Below are 13089 nucleotides of genomic sequence, written 5' to 3' on the forward strand. Positions count from 1 at the left end.
AGTGAGCTTTGGCGACGGGGAAAACCAGCAGCAGCTAGATCGTGGCGGGTCCCGCAGTTCGGGATCGCGCCCGAACACCATGCTGCCGACGACGAAAGCGCAAGTTAGTGGGCATAAGTTTTTGCGTCGCCGGGTGGAACATGGGGTAGTTACTGGCGATATCCGGATGATTCATGATCCGCTGGCGACACGTAGGCGGGCGTTGATTTTCGGCACTGTCGCCACGGTGCTCATCGGTGCTGGCGCCGGCGTGTTGGCGTGGTTGTCGCCGGAACCGGATCCGGGCGATGCTGTGATTGTGCGCAGTGAGCACGGGCAGCTCTACACGCTGCTGGATGGGCGTTATCATCCGACGACGAATCTGGCCTCGGCCCGGTTGCTGGCTGGCAGCCCCGAGGACCCGGTGGCGATCGGGGCGGAAAACCTCGCGCAGCGCCCGCACGGCATCCCGGTGGGTATTGTCGATGCACCAAATAATTTGCCAACTGTTGATGATCTTGCCGACGCCGCGGCGAGCGGTGGGGTCGCAGGTCGTGCAGCTGCATCCGGTTCTGCTGGTTCTGATACACCGGCGCCCAGCCCGTGGGCGGGGTGTATTGATTTTGCTACCGGCGCGTTGAGCGTGGTCGCTGATAACCCGGAAGAGACATTCTTGCTGGATGCCGTCGACGACGATGCCGCCGCACTCGTCGAACATGGTGGTAGGCAGTGGTTGGTCAGCGCCGATGGTCGCGTAGAAATCCCGGATGGTGCAGATGAGTTTTCGCGCGCCGTGCGGCGTGGTCTGGGATTGGGCCAAGGCTCTGTGGCCTGGGAGGCGCCGCCGGAATTACTCGCGAATTGGACAGCAAAGCCAGCTTTTTCTGTGCCACCGGCTGAAGAACTTCCTGAGGTCTTAGAGGTAGCAGCCCCGGATGCCAATCAGTGGTGGGCATTGCTTGGGGCTGGTGGCAGACCACAGGAATCACGCGGCATCACGCCGTTAAGCCAGCTAGAAGCGCAGATTTTGCAGGATATGGGTGCGCAATCGCGCCACACGGATTCCGCTGAGGTGCACCGTTACCCGGATGCGCAGCCAGCGGCTGTGAATTGGAATTTGCCTGAATTCAGGCCGGATTTGCTTGACGACGCTCACGGCCAAGTGTGCGCTGGTGGCAACGGAGAATTGGTGGTGCTGAATCACGATGCAGAACCTGATCCCAGTGCTCCCGGTGATCCCAGTGCTCCCGGTGATCCTAGTGATCTCCGTGAGCAAGGTACTCCCAGCGCCGAAGCCTTGGATCCGGTTCAGGTCAGCACAGTAGAAATTTCTGGCGCTGCGGCCGCGGATTATTTTGTTTCAACCCGAACCTTCAGCCATGGTGTGGCCAGTGAGCACGGCTATCACGTGTTGACGCCTTCGGGTCGGATTCATGATGTTGATGGTGCGGAAGCTATGCAGGCTGTGGGTGCGCCGGTGGTGCAGGATGAGCTGCTCGTGGAAGAAGTTTCCTGGGACTTGCTGCGTCTCTTGCCGGAAGGCCCGGGCCTGGATGAGCAGTCCGCACGGCAAGCTAGGGAATAACCTGGCTAACCTGGCCACTGAATCGGAAACCTTGCTGGCAGTTAAAACCCTGTGCGTAATGGAAATTCTGCGCACAGGGTTTTCGTGAGGGCACGCACCGACTACGTCTGCTTGTTTCTCCGCATACGTGCCGAAATCCCGAAGGCCACCAAGATGACAATAAGCGCGCCAATGAGTACCACAACGGCCAGTGCCACCAAGCTTCGAGCTGTGACCAGGGTTTGATCACCCGGTGGACCGGCCACCACCATGCGTGGCTGCGCGACAGCAGCATGGTCGTGCTCGGAGGGTGAACCGGCGTTCCGAGCACCGTCACCACCGTTACCAGCAGGTTCCACACCCGGGGCGGGGTGAGTAAGCACGCGCACCGGGTCGATAAAACCATGCTGTGGGTAGCTAGCAGTAACCAAAAGCTCCCGGATTTCTGCTGCACTGGCATGCGGATAGCGTTCCCGCAGTAAAGCCACGGTTCCGGTCACCACCGGGGCCGCGAAGCTGGTGCCACGCAGCCCGGATGGTTGCCCATTACGGATGATCCCCGCTGCCCAGGCCTGCGAATTTGGTGATAGTCCCACGGAAACTCGGCCCGGCGCGGAAAGCGCCACGTTGTTCGGGCCGTCGGAGTTGTGCGCGGCATCCCTGCCATCCCCACCACCTGTGCCAGTCGGGTGACCAGGCTGCGGCATGGAATATTCGGCGTGCTCGTGTGGGGTGGCGAGTGCACCGACGGTAATGACGGTTTCGTTGTTTCCTGGGAAAACGATTGAGCCGCGCTCGCATCCTTGCCCGGCATTTCCGGCGGCAGCGACGACGGGTACTTGCTGGTGTTCGGCGCGGGCGAGTGCGTCGTCAAGGGCTTGTGTGCGTAGATGCTGTGCGTGTTCCGGTGGGATGCAGGAAACCACCGAGGCGTTGATGACCTGCGCGTCATGGTCAAGCGCGGTGTGGATGGCCTGGGAAAAACTGCTGAGAGTGCCGGTGAGCTCTGGTTCCTCGGCATCGGGTGCGTGCTGATGGTCTGGTGTGTTGCTCAGTTGGCGGGAGCTGTAGTGCGCCGAAGATTGTCGGATGGACAGGATCTGTGAGTTTGGTGCGATGCCCGATTGTTCGGCGCCGATGATGCCCGCGACGATGGTGCCGTGCCCGTCGCAGTCGAGTAGTGGGTTGTTCTCAGCCGGGGAAACCAAATCGGCGACCGGTTCCACGTGTAACTGTTCGTGGTCGAAAACTCCGGTGTCAATAACTGCCACGCGTACCCCGGCTCCGGTGGCGAATTGGTGGGCGGTGCGGTAATCCGTACCGACGGTGAGCGGCTGCTGGTTGCGTGCGGGCTCAGAGCCTGTCTGTTCCGCGCGGCCGGGGCGTCCTGGTGCAGAACCGGGGGAGCTGCCAAAAGCATCCTGCCAGGGCTCCGAAAATTCAGCCTCGGCTGCCGGAGTCGCCGGAGTTGGTGCCGGAGCCACAATGGGGTCAACGCAGTCAACGGTGCGGCGGACCTCGACGTCGTCACGAGTCTGTGCCTGCGCGGTTGCGGAACCCGTGCCGCCTCCAACCGGGGAGAACATAAAACTATGTAGCCCGAGCGCACCGGCGGTGCTGGCCGCTATAACCTGCTGTAGTTTCTGCATTAACCCAACCCCCGAATCATGGCGAATACTCCAATGACCTGCAGAGCGAGCGGCAAGCATGCGGCAACGGCAAGCGATTCTGCTCGTTCCAGCCACACCATTGTGGTCGGTTCCAGGTCTCGTATTTTTGGCGCCCACATCGGGCTTGCCGACGCTGCCACCATGACCACCAACGCCACGCCGATCGCGCCGGGGTGGTCTAGCCCGGCCCAAATGCTGCTGCCGATGGCAATGACTGCGGCTGCGACTACCAACATCAATGCCCAGACTGCAGCACCATGGTGGTGTCGGGCGGCATGCAAACAGACTGCACCAGCTACTGCGAGGCACAGCATCTGTGCAAAAATGTTACCTTCCATGCCCACTGCCAGCAGCGCGGGCACCACCAGTGCTGCAATGCCGCTGACGATTCCTGCGTGCACATCGTGAGTGCGCTGGGCTAATGCGAGAGATTTTTCTTCGGCCGATCGCGTCCGCGCAGCAGCATGGTCAGTGGTGGACAGCTCCTGCCCGGCGGTGGGCAAGCGTGGAATAGGAATGCCGGAAAACTTCGTTGCGAGCATCGGTGCGAGTGCTAAACCGAGAACCCCGCACGCGATGAGTGCTCCTGCAAAAACGCTGGTAATGCTTGCCGACGGCAACGACAGCGCAGAACTAGCCAGCACGAGCAAGACCGCCGCGGTTGTGAGCGCGGCGACCACGCGCATGGATAAAGCGCGGTAAAAGATCATAAGCACCAGCAATAATGCTGCCACCGCCACGCCGGATAATAACGCCCATGCGGTATCGGCAGCGGAAAGTTGTGCTAACAGATCCGCTGGTGCTCCGGCAGGCTGTAGCCCCCAGGAAACGAGAAAACCACCGGCCAGTCCGGCGGAAATAATCGACGCGAGTGCAACCGCAGAACTGTCACCACCGACAGCCTTGTTCCGCATGCGCTGCTGCCAAGGCACGATGACCACCCCGATAAACGCAGCCACCGCAAACGCCAGCCACCACCACGCCAACCCGGCGGTCAGAAGTGCTGCCCCGGTTTGCGCGGCAAGTACCACCGCTGATAGCTGCTGACCAGCACGATTGCTGTGTGCGGTGGCAGCTAACGATTCCGCAGAATCCCGAACCACCGGCGAGCGCAATTCCGCACGTGGGTGCACCAGGATGGTGTCGCCGTCGGCAAGCCCAATTTCTCCCACCGGCGAGCCCATATCCAGTGGTTGGCCCACCACGGTAGAGGCCTGCCATGGCTTGGAAATTCGCGGTGCCTGGCACAGCTGAGTGCAGCGGGGCAATAACTCCAGTATTGACGCGTGCCGCGGGATTGCGACATCGACCTCGCGGGAAAATTCCCCGACGACAAAACACAAAGACACCCGCAAACACTGCGTGATAGACATGAAATTCCCTCCCGAAAATTCCCCTCCCGAATGCGGGTACGCAGTCACTGGGGACGTACCCGCGACCTACAGCACCCCCATGGTGCAATTGTGACCTACAATGTGGCCTGTGTCTAATGCTCGGGGGAAAGACATAATTCGGGGAGGGGTTATGAATTCTGCGCGTTCAAGCGCCACAAAAGCGAGCAATACCGCCGCTATTAACCAAGCAGCCAGCGATAATGCTGCTGCGGCTGCCGATATGCAGGCGCTGAGCACAGGCCCGCAGGAGTTTACGGTGGAGCCAATCACGCAGGCGCAACGTGATCCTTTGCCGCCATTACCACAGGGCAGCCTGAATATCGACGCGGTTCCGGCCGCACAAAAACCACAAGCAGTGCCTATGTTGCGCATCTTGCTGCCGGTGGTGATGATCGCGGTGCTGGTGTTGCTCGTCGGCGTAATGTTCTTCGGTGGTGGTTCGGTCAGTGGGGTGGGCATGTCGCCGATGCTGTTGATCTTTCCGCTGATGATGGTGATGTCGATGGGCATGATGTTCATGCCGCAGGGCCAGCAGGCCGACGCCGATGACATGCGGCGGACCTACCTGCGCCACTTGGGTGTCATCCGGGATAAAGCAGAACGCAACGCGGATAAACAGCGTGCGCACCAGTTGGTCCGCCATCCGCACCCGGAGGATTTGCACGCACGGCTGAGCACTCGACGCTTGTGGGAGCGCAGTGGCGATGACGACGATGTGCTGCAGGTGCGGCTCGGACTCGGCGAGGCGGAGCTGTGCACCCCGGTGGAAGTCAGCGAATCGGGTGCGCCGGAAGATTTGGATCCGGTCTGTGCGGTGAGTGTACGTCGTACTGTTGACCAGGTCTCGCAGGTTGCGGAGCTGCCGATCGTCGTCCAGCTGCAGGCTTTTGGCTGCATCGGGTTATCAGGTATTCGGGCGCGCTCACTGGTTCGTGCGCTGCTGGCGCAGCTGGTTGTTCATCATGGCCCGGACACCGTCGGCATCAGTGTGGTGGGCAGCAGCGGTTCATACAGTGGCGGTTCACACAGCGGCGGTTCACACAGCAGTGGTGCGCATAACGGCGACTCATATAACGGCGGTGCACACAATTGGCAGTGGCTGAAGTGGTTGCCGCACACTCGCAGGCCAGAAGATGCACAGTATCGGATTTTGCTGGTCGACGATGTACCCACCACCGGTACTGAGGAGTTTTTGGTCGACGATGAGTGGACCACCATCATCGACATCAACTCTCGGAGCACCACTGCACTGGGGATCCGCGCCGAAATGGAAGGCTTATTGCTGTTTGCCGACGACGAACTGGCGGTGCAAACAGAAGCCGGCTTGGAAAATCTTGGGTTGGCCGATGGGCTTGCCGACGGTCAGCTGTATGCATTAGCCAAGGCGTTGGCGAAATATTCTCGGCCGTATGCCACCGGCAGCACGGGCGAAGCCGCGCGCAATGAGATGGGTTCGCTGCTCGGGATCGACGATCTGCGGCAGTTGGATAATTCCACGATGTGGCCAGAACGCGAACGCGACGATCGCCGCTTAACCGTGCCGATCGGCCTCGGGCCGGACAAGACCCCGGTGCAATTGGATTTGAAAGAATCCGCGCACGGCGGCATGGGTCCGCACGGTTTGTGCATCGGTGCCACCGGCTCAGGTAAATCCGAGTTGTTGCGAACACTGGTCACGGCGTTGGCTGCCACCCACAGCCCGGAAGAACTCAACTTCGTGTTGGTCGATTTTAAAGGTGGCGCAACTTTCTTGGGGTTGGACTCTTTGCCGCATACCTCTGCCGTGATCACCAACCTGGAAGACGAAGCCGTGTTGGTGGACCGAATGTTCGACGCCTTGTCCGGAGAGATGAACCGGCGTCAGGAGGTGCTGCGCAAGGCCGGGAATTTCGCCAACGTCGGCGAGTATAACCAGGCGCGCCGGGGCGGCCGGGATGATTTGAAGCCTTTGCCTGCTCTGGTGATCATCGTCGATGAGTTTTCTGAGTTGCTGGGGCAGTTCCCGGATTTTGCGGACTTGTTCGTGGCCATTGGTCGCCTGGGGCGTTCGTTGCACGTGCATTTGTTGTTGGCGTCGCAGCGGTTGGAAGAAGGACGATTGCGTGGGCTGGATTCCCATTTGTCGTACCGCATCGGTCTAAAGACATTTTCGGCGATGGAATCACGCCAGGTGTTGGGTAGCGCTGACGCCTATCATTTGCCTGGTCAACCCGGTGCGGGATATGTGAAAACTGATGCCGACGAGCTGCAGCGCTTTCAGGCGGCCTACGTTTCTGGCCCGCTGGAAGTGCCGGCAACAGCTGGTGCCGGAACAACCGCCAGGTTGGGCCGTTCGGGAGCCGGTGAAGTCGAGCAGGAAACTGCTGATACGCAGGTTATTGAATTTTCTTGCTGGGCTGATATTGACCAGCCGCTGGCATCAGAACACGATCCGGTTGCTAATCCCGCGGGCGAATCGGAATCAACCGAAGCCGTGGAACCACAGGGCGAACTGGAGCCTGCCCATACGGTAGCGCCAGCAGGTACGGTTTCACGTGCCGACGCCCGTGAGCCCGCGGGTACCACCATGGACGCTGTGGTCAAGGCAGCTGTGGCCACGGCGCGTACCCGTGGCCAGGAAGCCCACCAGATTTGGTTACCGCCGCTGCCGAAATCCATTGAGCTGGCCAGTGTCGCAGAACGCAGCAGTCATCTCACTGTGGGCATCGGAATTATCGACCAGCCGTATCACCAGCGCCAAGACTTGCTGGAGGTTGATTTCTCAGCTCACGGCGGCCACGTCGCATTGTGCGGTGGCCCGCAAATGGGTAAGTCAACCGCTCTGCGCACGATGGTGGCATCATTAGCTGCGACCCATTCCACCGCAGAAGCACGTTTTTATGTTATTGACCTTGGTGGTGGCCAGCTGGAAACCCTCGCACGGCTGCCGCACGTGGCCGGGGTTGCTGGGCGTCATCAGCCAGAGCGCATCCGCCGCATCGTGGATGAAGTCTCTGGTCTGCTCAGTGATAACACTCGAGCCCACAGCACAGCGAAAACCCAGCAGCAGACTTTCCTGGTTGTGGACGGGTGGCACAATATCGGCACTTCTACCGCGGAGTTCGACGACCTCGCTGAACCAATCACGCAGATTGCCGCTGATGGTCCGAGCGCTGGTATTCACCTGCTGGTCGCGACCCCGCGGTGGAATACACTGCGACCAGCGATCCGCGATCTCATTGGCACGCGTCTGGAGCTGAAACTTGCAGAATCCATGGATTCGCTGTGCGACCGCAAAATGCAGGACAAGCTGCCCGCACTACCGGGCCGAGGCCTCAGCGTCGACAAGAAATACTTGCTCATTGCGCAAAGCTCGAACCAAGACCTGGCACATATCGCCGCAGTCAGTGCGGATCGTGGCGACGAACCGGTTGCTGCCCTGCGCGTGCTGCCGGAGAAGATCGAGCGCACAGAACTAACAGCCGCTGGCACTCTTGCCGACGCCTCGCCCTCAGGTACTGCTGCAGTGCCGGGTTTGCCGGTTGCGGTGGGTGGGCCACGGCTGTCCGCGCTGGCCTGGGATCCGTCGACAAGCGATCACTTCTTGTGTGTGGCCGCGCGCGGAATGGGTAAAACCACCACGCTGCGCACCGTCATGGCTGGCATTAGTGATTTAGGCCGGGAGGACGCGCGGATGGTCGTGATCGATCACCGGCGCGCACACCTGGGCGCGGTCCCGCAAGACATGGTGGCGGCGTATTCGCATTCTGCCCCGCAGACAGAAAAGGTCCTGGCCGATGCCGTGACGACGTTGCGCCAGCGCCTGCCATCGGAAGAAATCTCGCCGGAACAACTCGCCCGCCGCGACTGGTGGGATGGCCCAGAGATTTACCTGGTCATCGATGATTATGACTTGGTCGCCGATAATGTGCTGCACCCGCTGATCGAGTTGATTCCACACGCACGCGATATCGGAATGCACCTGGTGATTGCGCGGAAAGCAGGTGGGTTTAATCGTGCTGCCTTCGGGCCTGTACTGAGCGCGATCCGTGATTCGCAACCATGCGTCGTGGTACTGGGCGCCGACAAAGACGATGGCCCTTTCTTCGGTATCAAGCCCGCGCCGCACCCGTCGGGTGGACCACACCCAGGACGCGGTATTTGGCATGACGACGGTTCGACAATTGGTACCTGTCAGGTTGCTGTTCCCGGTGCAAATTCTTCTGCAGACGGGCCTTGTCCAGATGGAACCAGCCCAGATGGATCCGGCACAGAAGAGCCCCCTACAGACGCACCCAGCACAGAGGGCCCGACGGCGAAGGAGCCCGACGCTGATTCGGAGGCAGAACCATGATCCGGGCAGACTACGAACCTGAAAAACGGTGGCTGAATTCTGGTACGCGGTACTCTGATGCGCAGGTTTCGGTGTATTTCTATGACGATGCCACGGTCTTCGGTATCCCTGGCACCGAGGAAACAATCGTGCGCTATGACTTGCCTGCGCGCGGAATCACCGAGGGCTGGACGGTATCTGCGGTGGTAGATCAAACCGAGGCGATGGCCGAGGAAAACTGGCCAGATATCGGTGTGGCGATTTTTGCGGACGATGCCGACGTCTACGACGATTTTGCTCGTGTGCTCACCCAACACGGAGCACGTGTTTTCGCAGTTGATCTTTATGAATCAACAGAGGGGGCTGCACGTACAGATGCAGAATGTGAAACAGAATCTGCAGATCCGGATACAGGACCACTAGCTGCAGTCCCGACAACAAAGGGAGGTGCGCACGCTGCCGCGACGCGCCGCGGAGACGATGCTTTTGCTGCTGCCCGCGCCGGGGTCAACCAGCGTGCTGCAGAAAAACAGTCCGTGGGGTCGAATTTTGTGCAGCTGGTTGCGCGGAAACCGAAACGTCGTCGGCATGCCAAAGCTGGGTGGCGGCCACGTCCGTTTCAGATTCTGGTGGCCGCAGGCATTGTGGTGACTGGTCTGTCCGGCTGGTGGGTTGTGGACCGTTATAGCGGTGCCGATGAGGGCGGTGATGTCGGTAATGCAGGTGATGTTGATGCGGCGATTACTGCCGATGCTGCCGGTGATGGTTCTGATGGTGATGGTTCTGATGGCGATAACCGTGATAGCGCTGCAGATAAATCCAATGAGAAACCTGAGGATGCAGCAGTGCGCGGTGCCACTGCAGAAATCCCACAAATGGTGCACGAACATTCTGGGTTACGCCTGGTCACACCGCGTAGTTTCGTGATTGGGGATAGTGCGCAGCCCGGGGTGTTTGCTGCGACGGGGGAGGACCCGAATCTACGTATTTATGTCACTACTGATCAGTTGCATGACGACGCCGCAGCCCAGATCGATCATGACGCGGTACTGACTGACATTATGCAGACGGTGAAAAGCAGTCCGGACTTGCAAGAAGGCCGGCGTGAGCAGGAACCACGTGAACAAGTGCGTTATGTGGAAAACCCGGGTGATGGATCGCGTATTGCTTGGACTAGTTGGGTAGAAGGAAACCAGCAACTAACCGTCGGGTGCCACAGTAGGCGTGCAGCAACAGAACAGCAGAAGCAGGCATGCGAGCTGGTCGTTGGCAGTTTGGAGCGAATGTAAAAATTATTTGCGTGTATCGGGAACCGCAGTTGGTTATGCACAGTCCAATGACAATGAGAGCGATGAGATGACGACGGCACGGTGCCGGGATCTCTTATCGTTCGGGCACAACTGTTCAGTTTCTCAACCGGGGAGGGATTTTTCTATGGCACAGCAATTTGCCACTGAAGCAGATGTCATGGTCGCCACCGCTGGCCGTGTCGATACCGTTAACAATGAGGTGCAGTCTGAGCTGACGCGTCTGCAAGGCACGGTTGATGGGGTCCGTGCTCATTGGCAGGGCGCGGCGCAGGTCTCGTTTGACAACCTGATGCAGCGTTATCAGCAATCCGCGAATGAGCTGCAGAATGCGCTGGCTTCTATCAGCGATAACATCCGCAGCAATGCGCATCATTTCGACGACATGGAAGCACAGAACGCACAGGCATTTAACAACGTCGGTGGTGGAGGCTTGGCTCTCTAACGCCAACTTCTTACAGGCAACAGCGCTATTGCGTGAGTGCTACCGCGTGAGCACTACCGGGGGACTACTACCGCGTGAGCACTGTGTAAGAACTTTGTGAGTATTTAACAGCTCCGTGAGCAAGACGGACGAAGAGAAAGGTGAAACTCAATGTCACAGATCAAATACCAATTCGGCGCCATCCAGGCTGCTGCGGCAGATATCAATTCCACCTCTGCCCGTATCAATGGGCAGCTCGATGACCTGAAAGCGCAGCTGCAGCCGATGGTCTCGACGTGGGAGGGCGAATCAAGCATCGCTTATCAGGAAGCACAGGCCCGTTGGGACCAGGCTGCCGCCGAACTTAACCAGGTTTTGGCCACTATTTCGCGCACGGTGACCTCAGGCAATGACGCCATGAGCGATGTCAACCGTGCCGCCGCGGCTTCCTGGAGCTAACGGATGGTCTGATTTCAACTCTCTTCTGCGTGGTGCACTCCCGTATTTGTTGCGGGAGTGTTTTTCTGTTCGGTTAGAGCTTGGATTCTAGGGGTCGTTGCAACGATGATGGTTGCACAAGTTGTTATAGCTGCGTGTTTCCAGTAAAGTTAGCTAGCTGTGTGCCCTGTTGGCTTCATCTGCGATGTTCCCGTGAAACACGAGTAGTGCTTTGACGCGAACATGCTGTGAGGCGGCAACACTACCTGCAGGTCTCCACCGGCCGCTGTGGGGTAGTGCTGAGGCATTCGATAGATGTTGGCCGGCAGTCCAAGACAGACTTTCAAGGAGTCATTGTGTCTACATTCCACCCAAAAAGTGGTGACATTACCCGCAAGTGGTATGTCATCGATGCCACCGACGTGGTGCTGGGTAAGCTTGCTTCCACCGTCGCGGACGTCTTGCGCGGTAAGCACAAGCCACAGTTCGCACCAAACGTTGATACCGGCGATCATGTCATCATCGTCAATGCTGACAAGGTTCACATCTCCGCTAACAAGCGTGAGCGTGAGATGCGCTACCGTCACTCCGGCTACCCAGGTGGTCTGAAGACCATGACCCTCGGTCAGTCCCTGGATAACCACCCGGAGCGCACCATCGAAGAAGCTATTCGTGGCATGATGCCGCACAACAAGCTTTCCGGTGAATCCATCAAGAAGCTCCACGTTTTCGCTGGTTCCGAGCACCCATACGGTGGCCAGAAGCCAGAAAAATTCGAATTTAAGCAGGTGGCACAGTAATGACTGATCAGAACTTTGAAGAAAACACCGTCGCTGACGCTTCCGATATCGCTGCCGCAACCGCAGCTACTGAGCAGTTCACCAACACCATTGGTGATTCCCTGGCTCCGGAGGCTTCCGATGAGGTAGAAACCGCTGCTCCAGAAATCCACGAGGGCCCAATCCAGACCGTCGGTCGTCGTAAGCGCGCCGTCGCTCGTGTTCGCCTGGTGGAAGGCTCCGGCCAGATTGTTGTCAACGGTCGTAGCTTCGAGGATTACTTCCCCTCCAAGCTGCACCAGCAGGACATCATGACCCCGCTGACCCTGCTCGAGCGCGAGAATCAGTTCGATATCAAGGTCACCCTTCACGGTGGTGGCCCAACCGGTCAGTCCGGTGCACTGCGTTTGGCTATTGCCCGCGCACTGAACGTCTACAACCCTGCTGAGCGTGACCAGTTGAAGAAGGCTGGCCTGCTCACCCGTGACGCTCGTGCCGTTGAGCGTAAGAAGATTGGTCTGCACAAGGCACGTCGTGCCCCGCAGTACTCCAAGCGTTAATTTTCTTTTCGCTTTTCTTCCTCGCTTTTCGCCCAGCGCACCCGGTGCCCGGTGGTGTGCCGGCCGCGAGAAACTGCAAGCCGCTGCTTCGATTTCGGAAGTGGCGGCTTTTGTCATAGTATTCGGGGCTACGGAGAGTGGCGTATAGACAGTCGTGCAGTTTTCCGACCCTGAACGATTAGAGTATCGGGCTGTACCATTTACTGCATGTGTAGCGGGGGAAATAACTACTAATTAAGTAGCTTATTCCGCGGTATTCGAGTCCAGTTCATTGTCATCAGCAGCTGGTGCTGATTTTTCGCGCTGGTTGGCACAATTTTGTAACTTGCTGGCTTGCTCTTCACGCTGTGCTGCTTGCTCAGCGAGATATCCGTCAGTAGCGGCTTCGGTATACCACTCGTGGAGGTAGGTAGCTTCGCTATCAATGTTTGCACCTGCACCATGATCTTCTGGTACTGCGGAAGGGTCGAAAGCGAAATTGTCATTATGTGCTTGTAGGCCCTGGCGCACGGTTTGATTGATTGCGGCAGAGGCATAATTCCTACGAACAATTACGGGATCCGTCATCAAATCCTTCCCCATGCGATCATGATGCAAATGAGGATGAAGCCACCAGGGAGTGCACATGAGAACATAATCGAATGCAGACCAAATAGAGCATC

General features: G+C 58.7%; 10 protein-coding genes. 7 read left to right on the forward strand and 3 right to left on the reverse strand.

All coding sequences use genetic code 11. The features are described from left to right. The first annotated feature begins 1 nt into the window (after position 1). Complete coding sequence (eccB, locus tag QP888_RS03355) at positions 2-1564, forward strand: type VII secretion protein EccB (RefSeq protein WP_284812099.1); 1563 nt, start codon at positions 2-4, stop codon at positions 1562-1564. A 101-nt stretch (positions 1565-1665) separates the two neighbouring features. On the opposite strand, the gene QP888_RS03360 is transcribed toward eccB, so the two are convergent. Then, positions 1666-3192 carry a S8 family serine peptidase gene (locus QP888_RS03360; RefSeq protein WP_284812100.1) on the reverse strand — a complete coding sequence of 509 codons (1527 nt, stop codon included), beginning with the start codon at positions 3190-3192 and terminating at the stop codon, positions 1666-1668. Continuing rightward, positions 3192-4586 carry a type VII secretion integral membrane protein EccD gene (eccD, locus tag QP888_RS03365; RefSeq protein WP_284812101.1) on the reverse strand — a complete coding sequence of 465 codons (1395 nt, stop codon included), beginning with the start codon at positions 4584-4586 and terminating at the stop codon, positions 3192-3194. Before eccD ends, QP888_RS03360 begins: the two co-directional genes overlap by 1 nt. Positions 4587-4737: 151 nt before the next feature. On the opposite strand from eccD, the gene eccCa reads away from it, so the two are divergent. The 6 genes from eccCa (at position 4738) to rpsI (ending at position 12427) form a co-directional block, all read left to right on the forward strand. Then, positions 4738-8940: a type VII secretion protein EccCa gene (eccCa, locus tag QP888_RS03370; RefSeq protein ID WP_284812102.1), complete on the forward strand. Its 4203-nt coding sequence runs from the start codon at positions 4738-4740 to the stop codon at positions 8938-8940. After that, a complete protein-coding gene (locus QP888_RS03375; protein WP_284812103.1) occupies positions 8937-10208 on the forward strand; it encodes a type VII secretion-associated protein in 1272 nt (423 codons plus the stop codon). Before eccCa ends, QP888_RS03375 begins: the two co-directional genes overlap by 4 nt. Positions 10209-10353: 145 nt before the next feature. Then, positions 10354-10671: a WXG100 family type VII secretion target gene (locus QP888_RS03380; RefSeq protein ID WP_284812104.1), complete on the forward strand. Its 318-nt coding sequence runs from the start codon at positions 10354-10356 to the stop codon at positions 10669-10671. A gap of 150 nt (positions 10672-10821) precedes the next feature. Further along, positions 10822-11109 carry a WXG100 family type VII secretion target gene (locus tag QP888_RS03385; RefSeq protein ID WP_018121609.1) on the forward strand — a complete coding sequence of 96 codons (288 nt, stop codon included), beginning with the start codon at positions 10822-10824 and terminating at the stop codon, positions 11107-11109. A gap of 335 nt (positions 11110-11444) precedes the next feature. Then, the gene (gene rplM, locus QP888_RS03390) at positions 11445-11888 is read left to right on the forward strand and encodes a 50S ribosomal protein L13 (protein WP_284572009.1); all 444 of its coding nucleotides are present in this window, start codon (positions 11445-11447) and stop codon (positions 11886-11888) included. Continuing rightward, positions 11888-12427, forward strand: a complete 540-nt coding sequence (rpsI, locus tag QP888_RS03395) for a 30S ribosomal protein S9 (protein ID WP_018121607.1) — start codon at positions 11888-11890, stop codon at positions 12425-12427. Before rplM ends, rpsI begins: the two co-directional genes overlap by 1 nt. 243 nt (positions 12428-12670) lie before the next feature. Here rpsI and QP888_RS03400 read toward each other — a convergent pair whose 3' ends face one another. After that, positions 12671-12994 carry a hypothetical protein gene (locus QP888_RS03400; RefSeq protein WP_284812105.1) on the reverse strand — a complete coding sequence of 108 codons (324 nt, stop codon included), beginning with the start codon at positions 12992-12994 and terminating at the stop codon, positions 12671-12673. Positions 12995-13089 lie beyond the last annotated feature (95 nt).

The organism is Corynebacterium sp. MSK297 (assembly GCF_030232885.1).
GTDB lineage: Bacteria > Actinomycetota > Actinomycetes > Mycobacteriales > Mycobacteriaceae > Corynebacterium.

What these genes read in the sequence shown, in the direction of transcription:
- QP888_RS03360 (WP_284812100.1), bottom strand. Translation starts at nt 3,192, where the DNA reads ATGCAGAAACTACAGCAGGTTATAGCGGCCAGCACCGCCGGTGCGCTC.
- eccD (WP_284812101.1), bottom strand. Translation starts at nt 4,586, where the DNA reads ATGTCTATCACGCAGTGTTTGCGGGTGTCTTTGTGTTTTGTCGTCGGG.
- eccCa (WP_284812102.1), top strand. Translation starts at nt 4,738, where the DNA reads ATGAATTCTGCGCGTTCAAGCGCCACAAAAGCGAGCAATACCGCCGCT.
- QP888_RS03375 (WP_284812103.1), top strand. Translation starts at nt 8,937, where the DNA reads ATGATCCGGGCAGACTACGAACCTGAAAAACGGTGGCTGAATTCTGGT.
- QP888_RS03380 (WP_284812104.1), top strand. Translation starts at nt 10,354, where the DNA reads ATGGCACAGCAATTTGCCACTGAAGCAGATGTCATGGTCGCCACCGCT.
- QP888_RS03385 (WP_018121609.1), top strand. Translation starts at nt 10,822, where the DNA reads ATGTCACAGATCAAATACCAATTCGGCGCCATCCAGGCTGCTGCGGCA.
- rpsI (WP_018121607.1), top strand. Translation starts at nt 11,888, where the DNA reads ATGACTGATCAGAACTTTGAAGAAAACACCGTCGCTGACGCTTCCGAT.
- QP888_RS03400 (WP_284812105.1), bottom strand. Translation starts at nt 12,994, where the DNA reads ATGACGGATCCCGTAATTGTTCGTAGGAATTATGCCTCTGCCGCAATC.